Origin of the sequence: Faecalibacterium sp. Marseille-Q0746 (genome assembly GCF_017377595.1) — a bacterium.
GTDB classification, from domain to species: Bacteria; Bacillota; Clostridia; order Oscillospirales; family Ruminococcaceae; genus Faecalibacterium; species Faecalibacterium duncaniae.
This window is the reverse complement of the sequence record NZ_JAFREI010000010.1, coordinates 18,445-35,186: the sequence shown is the minus strand read 5'-3', so window position 1 is coordinate 35,186 and position 16,742 is coordinate 18,445. Positions and strand designations below refer to the sequence as shown.

The 16,742-nt window shown below is 54.8% G+C and carries 21 protein-coding genes and 1 pseudogene; 16 read left to right on the top strand and 6 right to left on the bottom strand.

Going from position 1 to position 16,742, the window contains the following annotated elements; all coding sequences use genetic code 11:
• Positions 1 to 45 precede the first annotated feature (45 nt).
• The 4 genes from msrB to J3351_RS07390 form a co-directional block, all read right to left on the bottom strand.
• Positions 46 to 1,011 carry a peptide-methionine (R)-S-oxide reductase MsrB gene (gene msrB / locus J3351_RS07405; RefSeq protein WP_373417922.1) on the bottom strand — a complete coding sequence of 322 codons (966 nt, stop codon included), beginning with the start codon at positions 1,009 to 1,011 and terminating at the stop codon, positions 46 to 48.
• 246 nt (positions 1,012 to 1,257) lie between these two features.
• The gene (locus J3351_RS07400) at positions 1,258 to 2,217 is read right to left on the bottom strand and encodes a TlpA disulfide reductase family protein (protein ID WP_156061477.1); all 960 of its coding nucleotides are present in this window, start codon (positions 2,215 to 2,217) and stop codon (positions 1,258 to 1,260) included.
• A 12-nt stretch (positions 2,218 to 2,229) separates the two neighbouring features.
• A complete protein-coding gene (locus tag J3351_RS07395; protein ID WP_197037003.1) occupies positions 2,230 to 3,114 on the bottom strand; it encodes a 4Fe-4S binding protein in 885 nt (294 codons plus the stop codon).
• Between the two features lie 25 nt (positions 3,115 to 3,139).
• Complete coding sequence (locus tag J3351_RS07390; protein WP_165643166.1) at positions 3,140 to 3,286, bottom strand: CD1871A family CXXC motif-containing protein; 147 nt, start codon at positions 3,284 to 3,286, stop codon at positions 3,140 to 3,142.
• Between the two features lie 148 nt (positions 3,287 to 3,434).
• On the opposite strand from J3351_RS07390, the gene J3351_RS07385 reads away from it, so the two are divergent.
• Positions 3,435 to 4,112: a response regulator transcription factor gene (locus J3351_RS07385; RefSeq protein ID WP_097770659.1), complete on the top strand. Its 678-nt coding sequence runs from the start codon at positions 3,435 to 3,437 to the stop codon at positions 4,110 to 4,112.
• Positions 4,109 to 5,278, top strand: a complete 1,170-nt coding sequence (locus J3351_RS07380; RefSeq protein ID WP_156061473.1) for a cell wall metabolism sensor histidine kinase WalK — start codon at positions 4,109 to 4,111, stop codon at positions 5,276 to 5,278. The genes J3351_RS07385 and J3351_RS07380 overlap by 4 nt, the downstream gene beginning before the upstream one ends.
• A gap of 15 nt (positions 5,279 to 5,293) precedes the next feature.
• On the opposite strand, the gene J3351_RS14255 is transcribed toward J3351_RS07380, so the two are convergent.
• Positions 5,294 to 5,425 carry a hypothetical protein gene (locus J3351_RS14255; protein WP_255668640.1) on the bottom strand — a complete coding sequence of 44 codons (132 nt, stop codon included), beginning with the start codon at positions 5,423 to 5,425 and terminating at the stop codon, positions 5,294 to 5,296.
• Between the two features lie 31 nt (positions 5,426 to 5,456).
• On the opposite strand from J3351_RS14255, the gene J3351_RS14340 reads away from it, so the two are divergent.
• From J3351_RS14340 to J3351_RS07330, 10 genes and pseudogenes are all read left to right on the top strand, one after another.
• Positions 5,457 to 5,600 (top strand): IS3 family transposase, encoded by a 144-nt coding sequence (locus tag J3351_RS14340; RefSeq protein ID WP_097770794.1) that lies wholly within the window; start codon positions 5,457 to 5,459, stop codon positions 5,598 to 5,600.
• 606 nt (positions 5,601 to 6,206) lie between these two features.
• Positions 6,207 to 6,734: an isochorismatase family protein gene (locus tag J3351_RS07370; protein WP_207697439.1), complete on the top strand. Its 528-nt coding sequence runs from the start codon at positions 6,207 to 6,209 to the stop codon at positions 6,732 to 6,734.
• A 10-nt stretch (positions 6,735 to 6,744) separates the two neighbouring features.
• The gene (locus J3351_RS07365; RefSeq protein WP_207697438.1) at positions 6,745 to 7,263 is read left to right on the top strand and encodes an O-acetyl-ADP-ribose deacetylase; all 519 of its coding nucleotides are present in this window, start codon (positions 6,745 to 6,747) and stop codon (positions 7,261 to 7,263) included.
• Between the two features lie 18 nt (positions 7,264 to 7,281).
• Positions 7,282 to 8,364 carry a hypothetical protein gene (locus J3351_RS07360; RefSeq protein WP_207697437.1) on the top strand — a complete coding sequence of 361 codons (1,083 nt, stop codon included), beginning with the start codon at positions 7,282 to 7,284 and terminating at the stop codon, positions 8,362 to 8,364.
• Between the two features lie 15 nt (positions 8,365 to 8,379).
• Positions 8,380 to 9,045: a DNA/RNA nuclease SfsA gene (gene sfsA / locus J3351_RS07355; protein WP_207697436.1), complete on the top strand. Its 666-nt coding sequence runs from the start codon at positions 8,380 to 8,382 to the stop codon at positions 9,043 to 9,045.
• Positions 9,046 to 9,143: 98 nt separating this feature from the next.
• Positions 9,144 to 9,311, top strand: a pseudogene (locus tag J3351_RS07350) (desulfoferrodoxin family protein); the annotation flags it as partial.
• Positions 9,312 to 9,915: 604 nt separating this feature from the next.
• Complete coding sequence (locus J3351_RS07345; RefSeq protein ID WP_207697435.1) at positions 9,916 to 10,377, top strand: DUF523 domain-containing protein; 462 nt, start codon at positions 9,916 to 9,918, stop codon at positions 10,375 to 10,377.
• Positions 10,362 to 10,904 carry an HAD family hydrolase gene (locus J3351_RS07340; protein WP_242699346.1) on the top strand — a complete coding sequence of 181 codons (543 nt, stop codon included), beginning with the start codon at positions 10,362 to 10,364 and terminating at the stop codon, positions 10,902 to 10,904. The genes J3351_RS07345 and J3351_RS07340 overlap by 16 nt, the downstream gene beginning before the upstream one ends.
• Positions 10,901 to 11,488: a pentapeptide repeat-containing protein gene (locus J3351_RS07335; protein WP_207697434.1), complete on the top strand. Its 588-nt coding sequence runs from the start codon at positions 10,901 to 10,903 to the stop codon at positions 11,486 to 11,488. The genes J3351_RS07340 and J3351_RS07335 overlap by 4 nt, the downstream gene beginning before the upstream one ends.
• A gap of 12 nt (positions 11,489 to 11,500) precedes the next feature.
• Positions 11,501 to 11,953 (top strand): aminoacyl-tRNA hydrolase, encoded by a 453-nt coding sequence (locus J3351_RS07330; RefSeq protein ID WP_005921358.1) that lies wholly within the window; start codon positions 11,501 to 11,503, stop codon positions 11,951 to 11,953.
• Between the two features lie 15 nt (positions 11,954 to 11,968).
• Here J3351_RS07330 and J3351_RS07325 read toward each other — a convergent pair whose 3' ends face one another.
• Positions 11,969 to 12,850, bottom strand: coding sequence for a DUF5131 family protein (locus J3351_RS07325; RefSeq protein WP_374222239.1), 882 nt, complete (start codon positions 12,848 to 12,850; stop codon positions 11,969 to 11,971).
• A gap of 114 nt (positions 12,851 to 12,964) precedes the next feature.
• Here J3351_RS07325 and J3351_RS07320 point away from each other — a divergent pair, with 114 nt between their 5' ends.
• The 4 genes from J3351_RS07320 to J3351_RS07305 all read left to right on the top strand — a co-directional run bounded on the left by J3351_RS07320 (position 12,965) and on the right by J3351_RS07305 (position 16,552).
• The gene (locus tag J3351_RS07320) at positions 12,965 to 13,996 is read left to right on the top strand and encodes a macro domain-containing protein (protein WP_207697433.1); all 1,032 of its coding nucleotides are present in this window, start codon (positions 12,965 to 12,967) and stop codon (positions 13,994 to 13,996) included.
• 91 nt (positions 13,997 to 14,087) lie between these two features.
• Entirely contained in the window at positions 14,088 to 14,747 is a 660-nt protein-coding gene (locus J3351_RS07315) for a vWA domain-containing protein (protein WP_207697432.1), read from the top strand.
• A gap of 14 nt (positions 14,748 to 14,761) precedes the next feature.
• A complete protein-coding gene (locus J3351_RS07310; protein ID WP_207697431.1) occupies positions 14,762 to 15,562 on the top strand; it encodes an ADP-ribosylglycohydrolase family protein in 801 nt (266 codons plus the stop codon).
• Between the two features lie 165 nt (positions 15,563 to 15,727).
• Positions 15,728 to 16,552, top strand: coding sequence for a purine-nucleoside phosphorylase (locus tag J3351_RS07305; protein ID WP_097785016.1), 825 nt, complete (start codon positions 15,728 to 15,730; stop codon positions 16,550 to 16,552).
• Positions 16,553 to 16,742 lie beyond the last annotated feature (190 nt).

The following is a 16,742-nucleotide window of genomic DNA, read 5'->3' as shown; positions in this document are numbered from 1 at the left end:
ATGTGCTGATAGTTCCTTGCATGAGAACTGCCGACCGTTTGCGTCCTATTTTTCAAACAGGTACAGCAGGTATCCGTAGCCCTCTGCTTTCATCTTTGCGTAAGGCACAAAGCGCAGGGCCGCGCTGTTGATGCAGTAGCGCACGCCATTGGGGGACTCCGGATCGCCGGTGAACACATGACCAAGGTGAGAATCTCCGGCACGGCTTCTGACCTCTGTACGGCGCATGCTGTGGCTCAGGTCCTCCAGTTCCACCACGGCAGGGCCCTCGATGGGCTTTGTGAAAGCCGGCCAGCCGCAGCCGCTCTCGTACTTATCCGTGGAGGAAAAGAGCGGCTCGCCGGTGACGACATCCACATAGATGCCCTTTTCAAACTTATCCCAGAACTCGCCTGTGAAAGGGCGCTCCGTGCCGCTCTCCTGCGTAACACGGTACTGCTCCGCCGTCAGCTTGTCCCGGATGGATTCCGCCGCGGGCTTCTGATAGTCGCCCGGGTCGATGCGCAGCCGGGAAAAAAGCTCCATCTCCGCGCGCGGGATGTGGCAGTAGCCGCCCGGATTCTTTTCGAGGTAGTTCTGATGGTATTCCTCGGCGGGATAGTAGTTCTTGAGCGGGCCGATCTCCACAAAGAATTTCTCGCTGCGTCCCCGCTCGATCTCCGCGATGCGCTTCACCGTTTCTCTCGCACTTTCATTGGTGAAGTAAACGCCGGTCTGGTACTGGCTGCCCCGGTCGTTGCCCTGCCGGTTTTGCACCGTGGGGTCGATGACATAGAAGTAGGCCAGCAGCAGCGCGTCGAGGCTCACCTGCTCGGGGTCGTATTCCACCCGCACGGTCTCCCGAAAGCCGGTCTCTCCCTTGCAGACAGTCTTGTAATCGGCGTCCGTCTCGCAGGTGCCGTTGGCGTAGCCGTTCTCGGCATCGATAACGCCGGGGATGGACTGCATCAGCTGTTCCATGCCCCAGAAGCAGCCGCCCGCCAGATAGATGACATTGTCTGTGGTATCCATATAGGTGATCTCCTCGTCGGACCGGTCAAAAGCCGCTCCGTCCATGTTTGTTTCCTGTCCGCTCTTTTCCTTCGGCACAGTCTGCTTCCCGGCGGCGCAGCCGCCCAGCAGCACTGCGGCGAAAAGCAGGGCCAATACACTTCGATACATCGCGTTTCCTCCTTTCAGGGGAATCAGGGTTCACTCCGCTCCTTGCCCGCCGAGGGCAATGCAATGGCGCGCAGCAGGCACTTTTTAAATCTCGGGTCAGCCCATATCAGCGGCAAGAGCCTGGTCGATGAGCTTTTGCAGCGTCTCCGCCTGCTTCTTTTCCGTGATGGCGCCTACGATGGGTTCACCCACGATATTGCCGCTGCGGTCGACCACATAGGTGGTGGGATAGGCAAAGATGTTGGTGGTAAACTTTCCCGCCTCACCGTCGGAGTCAAAATACACGTTCTGATAGGTGGCGCCCTTCTTGGCAAGCACATCCTTCGCCTCGGAAATTGCCTTCTCGTCGCCGTCCAGCGTGAAGGTGTTGACACCGATGAGGGAGCCGCCCTTCTCCGCCAGTTCCTTGTTCAGCGCATCTAGCTCGGAAAGCTCGCCTACGCAGGGATTGCAGGTGGTGAACCAGAAATTCACCACGGTGACGGCGTTGGCGGAGAACAGCTCGTCGCTCTTCACCGTGTTGCCGTCCAGATCTTTCCCTTCAAAGGCGGGGAACTTCTGCATACTGCCGTCGTCGGGAGGGTTGCTCGTGTCGCTGCCCGCAGGCATGCTCATATCGCCGTCCATGGATTTCTGCATGATCTCGGGATACTTCTCTTCCAACTCGGTCAGCCTGTTTTCAATCTTGCTGATCTCCGTGGCGGACTCCTTCAGCCACGCATACTCCTTGTCGGTGAACTGCTCTTTAGCGGCCTCGACGGTATCCAGCAGGAAGTCGCCGTAGTTTTTGCCGTCCTCCTGCATGGTCATGCCCTTGTCGGCCGCCATGAAAACCTTTTCCCACAGCTCGGTATTTTCCGACAGAATCGCGTTCTCCCGCTCCAGCAGCTCCTTGTGCAGGGCGAGTGCCTTCTCGGCGTTTTTCGGCTCGCCAGTCATGGCGGAGCTGTCTCCGCTCATATCCGCCTGCTTGTCGTTGCCCTTTGCGCCGCAGGCTGCAAGGGAGAGCAGCATCATCGCGCACAGCATCAGAGCCAGTATCTTCTTTACATTCATATTCGTTTCTCCTTAAGCTTTGTTGTTGTTTTCTCGCAGTGTCGCTGCGTTTTCTTTCTCTTTTCCATCGCCGAAGCCGTAGCGGAAGCACACGGCGTTCGTCGGACAGGCGCGGATGCACATTCCGCAGCGGATGCACTCGGTATGGTTGGGCGTTTTCGTCACATCCACATCCATCTTGCAGGCTCTGGCGCATTTCCCGCAGGAAACGCACTTATTCTTGTCCACCTTCATCTGGAAGAGGGACACCCGGTTGAACAGCGCGTAGAACGCGCCCAGCGGGCAGAGCCACTTGCAGAAGGGTCGGTAGAACAGCACGCTCAGCACGATCACCGACAGCAGGATGCTGAATTTCCATGTAAACAGCTTGCCCAGCGCCGCCCGGATGCCGGAATTGGCAAGGGACAGCGGGATGGCTCCCTCCAGCACGCCTTGGGGGCAGAGGTATTTGCAGAAGAACGGGTCGCCCATGCCCACATCGTTCACAAGGAACGCCGGCAGCAGGAAAACCATCACCAGCAGGACAGCGTATTTCAGGTATGTCAGCGGCTTCAGCCTCTTTGTGGAGAGCTTCTTTGTCGGGATTTTATGCAGCAGCTCCTGAAACCAGCCGAAGGGACAGAGGAAGCCGCAGATAAAGCGTCCCAGCAGGACTCCCAGCAAAATGAGAAAGCCTGTGATATAATAGGAGAAACTGAACTTTGACGAGCCTACCACCGCCTGAAACGCACCAATGGGACAGGCACCGGAGGCTGCCGGGCAGGAATAGCAGTTCAGCCCCGGCACGCAGACGGTCTTCCCTGCCCCCTGATACAGTCCGCCCTTGAGGAAATTCGGCAGATGCAGGTTGGTCAGCAGCGCCGCACCCGCCTGAATCCAGCCCCGGAAGCGGGACATGGTCTGTGAAACGCCTGAAAACTTTTTACCCAATGCCCACACACTCCAGACATAATTTGATTGCTTTGCTCAGCACTGTCGCCGCCTCGCCCCGCCAGACACCGAAGCACAGCATGGCGGCTCCGGCCATCAGCAGCACGATCTGCGCCGCTGCCTTTTTCCCGCAGCTCATTTTTCATCACCCTTTCCGATTTTCTGCCCCCATCATAGCGCGGGAGAGTTAAAGTCTCTGTTAAGAACGAAAACTTAACGCAAACCTTATCTATTTTTGCTATAATGAAAGCAACACAAAAAACGAAGAAATATAAAGGAGGGCTCTCATGCACCTTTTAGTAATTGAAGATGAACGCGCCCTGTGCGAGACCATCGTCCGCAGCCTGCGGCGGCTGGCCTACAGCGTGGACTACTGTTATGACGGGGAAAAGGCGCTGGCGCTTCTGGGCGTGGAACGATACGATCTGGTGCTTCTTGATCTGAATCTGCCGAAAAAGGACGGCATGACAGTGCTGCGCACCCTGCGGCAGACCGACCGGGAGACGCGGGTGCTGATTCTCTCCGCCCGCAGCGAAGTGGAGGACAAGGTGCAGGGGCTGGATGCCGGGGCGAACGACTATCTGGCAAAGCCTTTCCACTTGGCGGAGCTGGAGGCCCGCATCCGCAGCCTGACATTGCGGCAGTTCACCCAGCAGGATGTGCTGCTGAGCTGCGGAGGCCTGACCTTTGACACCCGCTCCCGTACCGCCGCCGTCAACGGGCAGACGCTGACGCTCACCCGGAAGGAAACAGGGATCTTGGAATATCTGATGGTGCATCAGGGGCGGCCGGTGAGTCAGGAAGAGCTGATGGATCACGTTTGGGACAATAGCGTGGACAGCTTCAGCAATTCCATTCGCGTCCACATCTCCGCCCTGCGCAAAAAGCTCCGCGCCGTGCTGGGCTATGACCCCATCCGCAACCGCATCGGCGAGGGCTATCTGATGGGAGGCGAGGAGGAATGAAGCGGCTTTCCCTGCAGTGGCGCATCACGCTGATGACCGTCCTGCTCATCGGCATCACCTGCGTGGCCATGAATTTACTGCTGTGCTCCTCCGGTGTGTACTATATGGACACCATTGCGGACAGCTTGCAAGGCGGCGGTACGGTGATCCTGAATGATGGCGGAGCGGCGAGCTTTGACCCGCAGCTCATAGCGCCCAACGAGGAGTTGACCATCGTCGTCGATGGGGTGCAGGGGCGCTTCCGCACCACCAACTGGTACATCACGGCGGCGGTAACGCTGCTCAGCGGCATCCTCGCCTATTTCGTCAGCGGACGCGCTCTCAAGCCCCTGCGCAGCTTTACCTCGCAGGTGGAGCAGGTGCAGCTGAACAATCTTGCCGATATGAGGATCGATGAAGACACTATTTCGGAGTTCCGGCAGCTGAGCCGCTCGTTCAACCAGATGCTGGAGCGGCTGAACAACGCCTTTTCCGCCCAGCGGCAGTTCACCGGCAACGCCGCCCACGAGCTGCGCACGCCACTGGCACTAATGCAGGCGCAGTTGGAGCTGTTTTCCGCGGAGCATCCTGATGTGCGGCCGGAGACGGCGGAATTCCTCACGCTTTTGCGCGAGCAGACGGAGCGGCTGACGCAGATGACCAAGACGCTGCTGGAGATGAGCAATTTGCAGCAGGTGGCGCGGAACGAGCGGATCCAGCTCGCTCCCATGATCGAGGAGATCTTCACAGATCTTGCGCCACTCTCAGATAAGCTCGGCGTCACGCTGACGGCGGAGGGCGACGGCATTATGACCGGCAGCGATGCACTGATCTACCGGCTGATCTTCAACCTGACGGAGAATGCTGTCAAGTACAACCGGCCGGGTGGCTCGGTACGGGTTTCTGTCACTCAGGAATTGGAAAAGCTCCTGCTCCGCGTCTCCGACACCGGCTGCGGCATCCCGGAGGAGTATCAGCGCAGTATCTTCCAGCCCTTCTTCCGGGTGGACAAGTCTCGCAGCCGGGAATACGGCGGCGCAGGACTGGGGCTCTCACTGGTATGGGAGATCGCCGACCTCCACGGCGGCTCCGTTTGGGTGGAGGAAAGCTCGGACAAGGGCACGACCATCGCGGTGGAGCTGCCGGCAGGGGCGAAAAACGATTCCTCCGGCGCGGATATCCCATAATAGTCCTCGGCGGTTTTATGATGATCGTTTTTCAACCTCCACAATGTTATCGCAGCAGTTCTCGATCAGCTCCCTGTCGTGGGTGATCACGAGAATGGTTCTGCCGCTCCGCACCTCGCTTTTCAGCCTTTCTGCGATCAGGCGCATAATTCTGCCCGTCAAGATCGCTGGGTGACTCATCAAGAATCAGTATCCTTCCTTTGAAGCATTCTCCAAAGCTATTGCTGATTATATCGACTATTACAATAACAGCAGGATCCAAGCGAAAACAAAATGGATGCCTCCCTCTAAATTCAGGGAAGCATCCATGATGGAAGCTTAATTATTCAATTTTGAACCGGTGTCCAGAAAACCGGGTACATATCAATCATACGCTGCGGGGTCTTTTTTATTGCTGCCGTTAAGCAGAAAATGAAGGAGATCTATCTTTCAAAACCGCCTGTGGACTGCTGCGGCGATGGGGAGCCATAACAAACCCATCAGACAGGCTTTGGAAGAAGTAAATAGGGATGTGAGAAATGCACTGTCACAGGTTGATGCCGATTCCAAGGATCACGAATAGAATCGCCAGACAGATGCAGCTTAACATTTATCTGGAGATGGCCCAAGGATAAAATAGAAGCAGTATTAAAGCCGCTCACTGTGCTGGTTTCCAGCATGGTGAGCGGCTTTTTACTACAAATATGAGGAATCGAAGAAGTCTTTTAGTGTGATTCCCAAACCCAGACAGATTCTTTCAATCGTCTCTACACTCAACTGGCCTCCCCGACGAGCAGTGGTCGTGGTGCTGATCCTGATCGTCTTGGGTGGCTGAATCAATCCCTGCAGGTGAAACACAGGTTTTCCCTGTGGGGATTTTTTGAATCCGCTTGTAGAAAGCAACGGTCTATGGTAGGATGAAACAAAAGATACACAGGAGGGCTTACACATGGTTTTACTGGTTGTGGATACACAGAAAGGTATCGTGGATGAACGCCTGTATGCGTTTGAAAAGTTTGTCGGCAACATCAGGAGACTAATCCGGACTGCCCGCGAACAGGGAATCGAGGTCGTCTATGTCCAGCATGACGATGGGCCCGGTACAGGCTTTTCCATCGGAGACGATGAATTTGAGGTCTATTCCGGGTTTGCACCGCTGCTGACTGAAAAACGGTTCGTCAAAACCGTATGCAGTGCGTTCAAAAAAGAAAGCGGCCTGCTGGAATATCTGACGGAAAAGGGCGAAAAAGATGTGATGGTCTGCGGCATCATGACGGACTTCTGCATCAATGCAACGGTGGAGGCAGGCTTTGAGCATGGCCTGCACATGATCGTTCCTGCCTATGCAAATTCCACGCAGGACAACGAGTACATGACAGGGGAGCAGAGCTACCACTATTACAATGAATTCCTCTGGCCGGACCGCTATGCCGATTGTGTGCCCATGGACAAGGCGCTGGAGCTGCTCAAAAAGTGAGGTGTTTACAATGATTTCTGAAAAAGTAAAAAATCAGATTCAAGTGGTGCAGGGTGATATTACCAAACTGGAATGTGACTGCATCGTGAATGCGGCCAATCGGAGTCTGCTGGGTGGCGGCGGTGTGGATGGTGCCATCCACCGGGCAGCAGGGCCGGAATTGTTGGCGGAGTGTCGTACGCTGCACGGCTGCCGCACCGGCGAAGCAAAAATCACCAAGGGCTACCGGTTGAGAGCAAAGTATATCATTCATACGGTAGGCCCGATTTATTCCGGCACAGCAGAGGATGCCGCGCAGCTGGCGGACTGCTACCGCAATTCGCTGAACCTTGCCAAAGAGTATGAACTCCACAGCATTGCGTTCCCGGCAATTTCGACCGGCGTGTATGGCTACCCGCTGGAAGATGCCACGGAGATTGCAGTCAAAACAGTGGCACAGTGGCTGGAAGATCACGCGGATTACGCCATGCAGGTGATTTTCTGCTGCTTCGATGCCCGGACGGAGCGGGTGTATCAGGCAAGGCTGTAACCGGAAGAGGTGTGAGAGATGGGCTTTTTCAAAAAGCTGTTTACAGGGATCGGGTTTGCGGCAGGCTTTCTGTTCTTCGGATGCTTGTCAGTGATTGTGTATGCGTCCCGTGGACGGCATAAACCCTGCCATCGGCGCAGCAGCTTTTGGAACACACTGGAGCGCTACCTGATTTTTTCGTGGATCTGTGATGGTGTGCGCAGCAGCCGGAAACGAGCGGAAAAGTCCTATTATCAGCGCACAGGCAGCGATTTCTGGCAGACGCAGACACGGGTTCGACCGAAAAGTGTTAAAAATGCTGTTCCTGCGGTGAAAACACCAAGGCCGGAGGTAAAAAGCACGAGCACAGGTGCAACGCGGTCGGTGAAACCAAAGAGAACGGAGCGTCCTTCTGCGGCACAGAAAGCATCGGCAGCACAAAGCGGTGCCAAAAGCGTGTCGGTGCCGACAGCGGCAGGGCATAGTGCATCAGAGGCTGATGCAGAAAAGCACAGCGAACGGTCAGAGCCTAAGCCAGAACCCAAGCAGAAGCATGCTGCGCAACAGCCAGAAGCCAAAGAAGTACATCAAAAGTCCGCACAACAATTGGAAGCAGAACGGCAGCAGAAACTGGAAAACCTGCGTACTGCAATGCAAAAACAGATTTGCACCATTCATGCAGACGTGGAACTCCCGACGGACGGTCAGAATGACGGCAGAGCGGTGGAGCAGAAGCTGCATATCTTGTTGTACAAGTCCACGCTGACAGAAAATGACCTGAATCAAGCGCTGGATGAGCTTCGGACGGAGCGCAGACGGCAAAAGGCAGAGTATCAGGGGGCACCGTTTGCGGATGTGTTTCTGGTGAACCTGATTTTATCCGATGAGGACAGTGAACGGGCCTGCATCGTGGATGTGGGGGATACGGGCATGAGCTATGTCATTCCATGGAGCAGCATCCCGAAAGACCTGCAGGAATCGCTGCACCGCTACGTATCGGAAGCGGAAGGAAAACTCTGCGGCTACTGCAAGGAAGAACTCTGCAACAGCGAAAGCGGCAGGATGGTCGTAGAACTGTATCTTGGCAGGCAGGATGGACACAGCTCCCGAATCCTGTACTGAAAATGGAGAAAAACGTTGAAATACAGAGAAATTGTGGACGGCATTTTTGTTGACCGTCCCAACCGCTTTATTGCCTATGTGGAAGTGAATGGAGCAGTGGAAACCGTCCATGTCAAGAACACCGGGCGGTGCAGGGAACTGCTGCTGCCCGGTACTGCGGTGCGGCTGGAAGTGTCGGACAACCCGAAACGCAAAACAAAATACGACCTTGTGGCGGTACACAAGCAGGGCCTCGGCTGGGTCAACATGGACAGTCAGGCACCCAACAAGGTGGTAGGAGAATGGCTTTCAAAGCAGGAGTTTGACCTTGTCAGGCCGGAGTTTGCATACGGAAAATCCCGCATTGATTTTTACATGGAAAAGGGCGAACAGAAGTACCTGCTGGAAGTCAAAGGCTGCACACTGGAAGTGGACGGCATCGGCTATTTCCCGGATGCACCCACCGAGCGCGGCGTGAAGCACCTGCACGAGCTGGCACAGGCACAACGGAAGGGATATCAATGCGCTGTGGCCTTTGTGATTCAGATGGAAGGCATCACCGAGGTGCGGCCAAATGTCAGCACACAGCCGGAGTTTGGCACGGCACTGGCCGAAGCAAAGGCTGCAGGTGTGCAAGTGCTGTTTTTGCTCTGCCATGTAGGGCGGGATAGTCTGGAAATCGTGGAGCAGAGGGAAGGGTGAAGACGGCAGAAAAACGCTTTGCGTGATTCAGTTACAGAAATTATAAATAGGAAATGTTATCATATAGATACAAGAAACACACCGATAACATTCCAGCGGATGTTCACTATATTCAGTGGATTTTTGTGGAGACTGAGAACGGCGGGCAGATCCGCTATCTGAATCCGGGGCAGGCTCCCAACGTGGGGTTTGAACTGGGAAGTGAAAAGCCGGTGGCTGTTTACGCATACTGCAACCTGCATGGCCTTTGGGTGACGAAACTCTGATACAATCAATGCAAACAGGGAGTGATTTGATGTCACTCCCTGTTTTTTGATGAGAACTTTATGCGGTTCTTTTGGTTCGGAACTGTGTGCAAATAGGGTGGATAAAATGAATGGACACACTTATTGTGTTTGTTAAACGCTGACAGTGTTCGATTTTTTGCGTGGAATCGTGAAAATGAGACCTGTGAAAAACGTGGAAAATTTGATATGGTTGCGCTGCAAACTAAGACATATTGATGTTTTTGAAACGAGTTTATAGTGAAATATGTGTAATTCGAGTGCAGATATTCATTCTTGTGAGTTTGTTGTGTGAATTTGTCACGTTCCGCCGCAAAAAAGGACTTGACGGAAAAAATACTCTGTGGTAATTTATGAGCAAATTCGCTTTTTTGAAATAAAGTCGAATTTGAATCCGCATGCATGGAGATGCACCGCATAACAACCATCTGAGGGAAAGACTGACGTTTCTTGCACAGGAATTAGAAAAGATTACGGCGGACCTCCCGGTATGGGGATAGGAAAAAGCAGAATCCTCTTTTTCAATGCCCAAAAGCGTGGTAGAATAGGTAAAAGATTCAGTATCTGAAAAACGGAGCGCGCAACAATGAAGATTCTGGTCAGCGCCTGCCTGCTGGGCGAAAACTGCAAATACAGCGGCGGAAACAATTACAATCAGGCGGTTTGCGATTTTGCGCGGGGGCATCAGGTGGTTCCGGTCTGCCCGGAGGTGCTGGGCGGCCTGCCCACACCGCGGTGCCCGGCGGAAATCGTGCAGGGCGTTGTCACGAACAAAGAGGGCATCAATGTGGACCGGGAGTTCCGAGCGGGCGCAGCGAAAGCCCTTGCTATTGCAAAAGAAAATGGGGTGGAGCTTGCCATCCTGCAATCCCGCAGTCCCAGCTGCGGCGTGAAGGAAATCTACGACGGAACGTTTTCCGGGACAAAGATTCCCGGACAGGGTGTTTTTGCCAAGATGCTGATGGACGAAGGCATCCGTGTTCTGGATGCCGGGGAATTGCCTGAAATTATCTTGAAAAATGAGGACGGAAAATGTCAATCAGACTGATTTGCAGCGATATTGACGGTACGCTGCTGCAATACGGCAGGAAAGAGCTGGAAGGCGAGATCTTTGAACAGATACGGGAGCTGCATCGGCGCGGCATTCTGTTTTGCCCGGCATCCGGTCGGCAGTATACCAGCCTGCGCAAGCTCTTTGCACCGGTGGTGGACTGCTGTGTGTTTCTCTGCGAAAACGGCGGCGTGATCTATAAGGACGAACAGTGCATCGCCAAGAATCCGATGCCGCGCGCGCTGGCCGAAGAAATTGCCAACGACCTGTGGACCCGCAGCGACGGGCAGGGCGAAGTGATGCTCTCCGGTCAGAATACCGCCTACCTGATGGAGCGGGGCATGGGAATGCTCCAGCGCATCCAGTTCATCGGGAACAACTATCAGATCATTCATGCCCCGTCTGAGGTGCCGGAGGAGATCACAAAAGTATCGGTGTATCTGCACGAAGGCGTAGAATCTTACACGGAACGGTTTGTCCCACGATGGAAAGAGGCGAACTGCGCTGACAGGAGAATTTTATGACAGAGCGTTATTGTGAGGGTGAACGGTTTGCTGACCTGTCGTTCACCGAGGAGACTTTTGAGGACTGCGACTTTACCGACTGCGTGTTTGTGGATTGCTCTTTTACCAAGTGCGAACTGGATCATACCACGCTGAATGAGTGCAAATTCGTGCGGTGTGAGATCACAGGTCTGCGCAGCACTCATTCCTCGGTGCAGTCGCTGGATTTTGAGGACTGCCGCCTGAATGAAATTGAGTGGGCACCGCTGATGTCCAACGGTGCCTTCCCGGACCCCATCCACACGCTGAAAGAGTGCAGCCTGAAATATAACACCTTCACCGAAATGAACTTTAACCGCTTCGACTTTTCGGACGGCAACGAAATTGTCGGCTCCATGTTTGCCAAATGCGAGATGCAGCTGGCGAATTTCAAGGGCGTGGAACTTCACGAAACGGAGTTCTACCAGTGTGATCTGCGCAAGGCGGATTTCCGGGATGCTACAGGCTATAAGGTGGACATTCTGGGCAGCCGCCTGAAGGATGCGAAATTTTCCCTGCCGGAAGCGGTGAATCTGCTGGCAGATTTGAAGATCAAACTGTCGTAAGAAGGAGAAAAAATGCGTCAACTCATCATTGCACGAAAAGATCTGCAGATGTCTCCCGGTAAGCTGGCGGCGCAGTGCTGCCACGCTTCGCTGGCATTCCTCACCGACCCCATCGGCATGGGACAGGGCGTGGAACCTATTGAGAAAGACGGAGAAATTACCGGCTATCGGGCAGAAATCATGTTGGAGAAAGCAACCTATGAAGAATGGTTCGATGGTTCGTTTACCAAGACCGTATGTGGGGCAAAGAACCGCAATCAACTGCTGAAAGCAAAGACAATTGCCGAAGAACTGGGGCTTGTGGAAAACAAAGACTTCTTCCTTATCCGGGATGCCTGCCACACCGAGCTGGAACCGGAAGAATTTGATGAAAACGGAGAAGGCATGACCCTGACCTGCATCGGTTTCCGCCCGCTGCCGGATGAAATTGCACATCAGATCAGCCATAAATTTCATTTGTATTGATAGAATTCCTTTATTTTATAAGCATTTTCCGCAATCGCTGCAGCCGTTGCAGATCAACTTGCTGCCGCAGGTCTCGCAGTTTGCGCGGAAATGCGGCACATAGAGATCTTCCTGCGGGATGGGGTAGCCCCAGTCGTCCACGAGGTCAAAATGAATGGGCCTGCCCTGAAAATTCATGCCGGATTTATAAGCCATCCGGCTTTGCAGCTGCTTGCTGGGCAGGTGGTAGCGCCTGCCGTCCTTGATGAACACGGTGCCGGTCTCGATAAAGCAGAAGGTCACGTTGGCATCCACGCATTCCTGCCGGAGAGACTTGACCCAATCGAAATTGCAGGGGCGGGCACCATCGTAGTTTTCGCCGCCGCAGATGACCTGCTCGATTTGCCCGGTGGAAAGGTACTGCCGGATGCTTACTGGCCCGATGAAGGGCGCGCACATGATGCCCTTGTGCTTGAAGGGCAGGTCAAACAGAATGGGAATGCGCTCATCGGCGCGGCGCTGATTTTCACAGGTGACGTTGAAAAAGATGTTGTCCCAACCGCTGCCCCAGTCCGGCGGCAGGCACTCCCGCACCCGCTGCGGCCGTTTGGTGAGAAGGAAAAACACCACATCGCTGCGCTGGCGCATGATGTCCCACGCCTCAGCCCGCCACGGGTCGGCTTCTTCCAAGAAGAAGTCCGAGGTCATGCAGACCCGGATCTGCTCACCACTCTGGATTTTGTAGTGTCCGGTGCGGTCTTTCTGGAGCGGATAGGAAAAGCCGCTTTTCGTTTTGTAGATCTCGGCTCCGTTCTGGTCCCGCATCCGGTCGAGAAAATACATGTAGCAGTTCTGGCAGCCCTCGCTGCACTTGACGCAGCCGTGCCATGGATTCCAGATGTCGTGCAGGAAGCTCACCTTCTTTCGGTACCTATTATTATAATAGCTGCGCGGACAGGAAACAAGAGCACCCCTTGCACCGCCCCGCCGGATGTGATAGGATGAAGAAAACCATGTGAGGGAGGAACCACCATGCCGTTTCTGATGATCCGCAACGACATCACCAAAGTGGCGGCGGATGCCATTGTCAACCCGGCCAACCGGAACCTTTTGCAGGGCAGCGGCACCAGCCGTGCCATCTATCAGGCGGCAGGGGAGCAGGAGCTGACCGCTTCCTGTGAAGCCATCGGCCGCTGCGATTTGGGCAGAGCCGTGTGTACCCCGGCGTTCGGTCTGCCCGCAAAATATATTTTCCATGCAGTCTGCCCAGCGTGGCACGGCGGCGGGTTCGGCGAAGCTGAACAATTAGCCGGTGCATACCACTCCGCATTGGAATTAGCCGCAAAGTACCACTGCGAGAGCGTGGCCTTTCCGCTGCTGTCCAGCGGAAACTATGGCTACCCCAAAGAACAGGCCTTCCGCATTGCGGTGGACACCATCACACAGTACGTCATGGAGCACGACCTGACCGTGTATTTGGTGCTTTACGACCGGGACTCGCTGGCCGTGAGCCGGAAGCTGTTCGCCTCGGTGGAGGAGTACATTGATGACCACTATGTAGCACAGAACGATGAAAGCTACGGATTTGGCCGTCAGCGCAGGGAATTGTCAGAGCGGCGGAGGCTTCTGGAAGAAGATGCCGCCGTGCCAATGCTGGGGGCAGTTCCGGCACCCGCCGCGGCACCCAGGACAGCCCGCAGTCTGGAAAGCCTGATGGACAACCTTGGCGAGAGCTTCACCACCCGGCTGCTGCGGCTCATTGACGAGCGGGGGCTGAAAGACTCCACCGTGTACAAGCAGTCCAACATCTCCCGGCAGCATTTCTCCAAAATTCAGTGCAATCGCGACTACAACCCCAAAAAGAAAACGGTGCTGGCCTTTGCGGTGGGGCTGCACCTGTCCGAAGATGAAACCATCGACCTGCTCAAGAGTGCGGGCTATGCCTTTTCGGATGGCTCCAAGCGGGACTGGATCGTGCGGTATTGCCTGGAACACAAAATTTATAACATCAATCAGGTCAATACGCTATTGTTTGAATACGATCAGGAACAGCTGGGTGCGTGATTTGTCGCCTGCCCGTTGACCTTTTGCCCTCCGGTTTGTGGTATCCTTTTGCCAACGAAAGCGATACACCACAAAACGGAGGGCATTTATTATGAAGAAAAATCTTACCGAGCTTGTTTTCATTCTGGACCACAGCGGTTCCATGGGCGGGCTGGAGCAGGATACCATTGGCGGGTTCAATGCTATGCTGACTCGGCAGAAGGAGCAGGAGGGCGAGGCCAACGTGACCACGATCCTGTTCGACCATGAGGTGCAGCTGCTGCACGACCGTTTCCCGCTGAAGGCTGTTGCACCGCTGACGGAAAAGGACTATTACGTCCGTGGCTGCACGGCCCTGCTGGATGCCATTGGTTACGGCGTGGAGAAGATGGCGAACATTCAGCGCCATCTGCCGGAGAGCGAGCGCGCCGAAAAGGTCATCTTTGTCATCACCACGGACGGCTTGGAAAACGCCAGCAAGCGGTTTGGCTATGAGAAGATCCGCCGGATGATCGAGCGGGAAAAAGAGCAATACGGCTGGGAGTTCCTGTTCCTCGGTGCCAACATGGACGCCGTGAAGGAAGCTGCCCGCTTCGGCATCTCGTCCGACCGGGCTGTGCGGTTTGAGAATGACGCACAGGGCGTGGCGGTCAACTACCACGTTGTCAGCGAGACGGTCTCCCGGATGCGGGAAGCACCCTGCTGCGCGTCCATCGGCGCAGAGTGGAAAGAACAAATCGAAGCTGATTTCCAGAAGCGGCATTATAGGTAAGGGAGGAAACAGCCATGTTAGGAGCAATCTTGGGTGACATCGTGGGCAGTCCCTATGAATTTGACCACAACAATTACAAGCACAAGGATTTTCCGCTGCTGAGCGAGAAATCGCACTTCACCGATGATACCGTCATGACCGCTGCGGTGGCAGTTGGTCTGATTGACGGAAAGGGTCTGCCGGAGAGAACATTTTGTGCAGTGCAGCATGAAATGCGGTTCTGGGGCCGTGAATATCCCCATGCCGGTTACGGCGGGATGTTCCGCCGGTGGCTGCACGCAGAAAATCCGAATCCCTATGGCAGTTTCGGCAACGGCTCGGCTATGCGGGTGTCGGCAGCGGGCTGGCTGTTCGATACGCTGGACAAAACGCTGGAAATGGCAAAAGTGACCGCTGAAGTCACCCACAACCACCCGGAGGGCATCAAAGGCGCGCAGGCCACGGCGGCAGCGATTTTTCTGGCCCGTACCGGCCGCAGCAAGCCGGAAATCAAACAATATGTGGAGCAGACCTTCGGTTATGACCTGAACCGTACCTGCGATGAAATTCGACCGACCTATCATCATGTGGAGACCTGTCAGGAAACTGTGCCGGAAGCAATCATTGCTTTTCTGGAAAGCGTCAGTTTTGAGGATGCACTTCGCAATGCAGTTTCTCTGGGCGGCGACAGCGACACCCTTGCCTGCATCACCGGCGGCATTGCCGAAGCTTTTTACGGGATGCCGCAGGAACTGCGGGATGAGACTTTGAAACGTCTGCCGGAGGATATCCGAGAAGGATATGAGCTGTTTCGGTGGAACATCGGCCAGAGATGAGACATTCGGAGAACCAAGGAGCAGATACAACACACTCGTGATGTGAAGTATCTGCTCCTTGGCTTTTAATAAGACTCGATGAAGGGTGTCTTGCATCGGCCTGAAAAATCCGATATACTGAACCCAGAGAGTATATCGAATTTTTTGGGAAAAGGAGAGAACGGTATGGAACATCTTTATGAAAAGGCACTGGAAAGTGCGGAATATATCAAGACGCACACGAAAAAGCGCCCGAAGATCGCGGTGGTGCTGGGCTCCGGCCTTGGCAAGCTGACCGCGGACTTTACGGACACGGAAGAACTGTCCTACAAGGATATCCCCAACTTCCCGGTATCCACGGTGGCAGGACACAAAGGCGCATTGTTGGCTGGCAAGCTGGGGGACACGGAAGTCTACGCCATGGAAGGCCGCTTCCATTTCTATGAGGGCTACTCCATGAAGGAAGTCTGCTACCCGTTCTATGTGTTCAAGCTGCTGGGCGTGGAAAAGGTGGTGCTGACCAACGCCTGCGGCGGCATCAACCGGGAGTTTGCGCCGGGCACCCTGATGCTCATTACCGACTTCATCAACATGATGGGCACGAACCCCCTCATTGGTCCCAACGATGAGCGCTTCGGCCCCCGCTTCCCGGACATGACCGAACCTTACAGTCTGGAACTGCGGAACCTTGCCAAGCAGACCGCCGATGAACTGGGCATTGCCTACAAGGAGGGCGTTTACATGGGCTTTATGGGCCCTTGCTATGAAACGGCGGCTGAAATTCGCGCCTTTGCGGGGATGGGAGCCGATGCCGTGGGCATGAGCACCGTGCCGGAAACCATGGTCTGCAACTACATGGGCATGAAGGTACTGGCCGTCAGCTGCATCACTAACATGGCCACCGGCATCCAGACGGTCAAGCATAGCCACGCCCGTGTGCTGGAAATCGCAAATCAGGCAGGCGATACCCTGTGCCGATGGCTGGGTGCGGTGATTCAGAGAATGGAGTAAAAAAGACATACCATGAAAATCCTTTCGTTTGGTTCCCTCAACTACGATTATACCTATGAGGTCGAGCACTTTCTCGCGCCCAAAGAGACCCTTGCAGCCAAGTCCATGCAGCGGGGCTTTGGAGGGAAAGTCGCAAACCAGTCTATCGCCTTTGCACGCAGCGGTGCAGGTGGGCCGCAGACCGGAGAAT

Excerpts from the sequence above, each read along its gene's own strand:
- J3351_RS07360 (WP_207697437.1), top strand. The coding sequence starts at position 7,282 with ATGGGCTTTTTCAAAAAGCTGTTTACAGGGATCGGGTTTGCGGCAGGC.
- J3351_RS07340 (WP_242699346.1), top strand. The coding sequence starts at position 10,362 with ATGTCAATCAGACTGATTTGCAGCGATATTGACGGTACGCTGCTGCAA.
- J3351_RS07380 (WP_156061473.1), top strand. The coding sequence starts at position 4,109 with ATGAAGCGGCTTTCCCTGCAGTGGCGCATCACGCTGATGACCGTCCTG.
- J3351_RS07310 (WP_207697431.1), top strand. The coding sequence starts at position 14,762 with ATGTTAGGAGCAATCTTGGGTGACATCGTGGGCAGTCCCTATGAATTT.
- J3351_RS07320 (WP_207697433.1), top strand. The coding sequence starts at position 12,965 with ATGCCGTTTCTGATGATCCGCAACGACATCACCAAAGTGGCGGCGGAT.
- J3351_RS07345 (WP_207697435.1), top strand. The coding sequence starts at position 9,916 with ATGAAGATTCTGGTCAGCGCCTGCCTGCTGGGCGAAAACTGCAAATAC.
- J3351_RS07330 (WP_005921358.1), top strand. The coding sequence starts at position 11,501 with ATGCGTCAACTCATCATTGCACGAAAAGATCTGCAGATGTCTCCCGGT.
- J3351_RS07370 (WP_207697439.1), top strand. The coding sequence starts at position 6,207 with ATGGTTTTACTGGTTGTGGATACACAGAAAGGTATCGTGGATGAACGC.
- msrB (WP_373417922.1), bottom strand. The coding sequence starts at position 1,011 with ATGGATACCACAGACAATGTCATCTATCTGGCGGGCGGCTGCTTCTGG.
- J3351_RS07335 (WP_207697434.1), top strand. The coding sequence starts at position 10,901 with ATGACAGAGCGTTATTGTGAGGGTGAACGGTTTGCTGACCTGTCGTTC.
- J3351_RS07390 (WP_165643166.1), bottom strand. The coding sequence starts at position 3,286 with ATGAGCTGCGGGAAAAAGGCAGCGGCGCAGATCGTGCTGCTGATGGCC.
- J3351_RS07400 (WP_156061477.1), bottom strand. The coding sequence starts at position 2,217 with ATGAATGTAAAGAAGATACTGGCTCTGATGCTGTGCGCGATGATGCTG.
- J3351_RS07305 (WP_097785016.1), top strand. The coding sequence starts at position 15,728 with ATGGAACATCTTTATGAAAAGGCACTGGAAAGTGCGGAATATATCAAG.
- J3351_RS14255 (WP_255668640.1), bottom strand. The coding sequence starts at position 5,425 with ATGCGCCTGATCGCAGAAAGGCTGAAAAGCGAGGTGCGGAGCGGCAGA.
- J3351_RS07315 (WP_207697432.1), top strand. The coding sequence starts at position 14,088 with ATGAAGAAAAATCTTACCGAGCTTGTTTTCATTCTGGACCACAGCGGT.
- J3351_RS07365 (WP_207697438.1), top strand. The coding sequence starts at position 6,745 with ATGATTTCTGAAAAAGTAAAAAATCAGATTCAAGTGGTGCAGGGTGAT.
- J3351_RS07385 (WP_097770659.1), top strand. The coding sequence starts at position 3,435 with ATGCACCTTTTAGTAATTGAAGATGAACGCGCCCTGTGCGAGACCATC.
- J3351_RS07395 (WP_197037003.1), bottom strand. The coding sequence starts at position 3,114 with ATGTCCCGCTTCCGGGGCTGGATTCAGGCGGGTGCGGCGCTGCTGACC.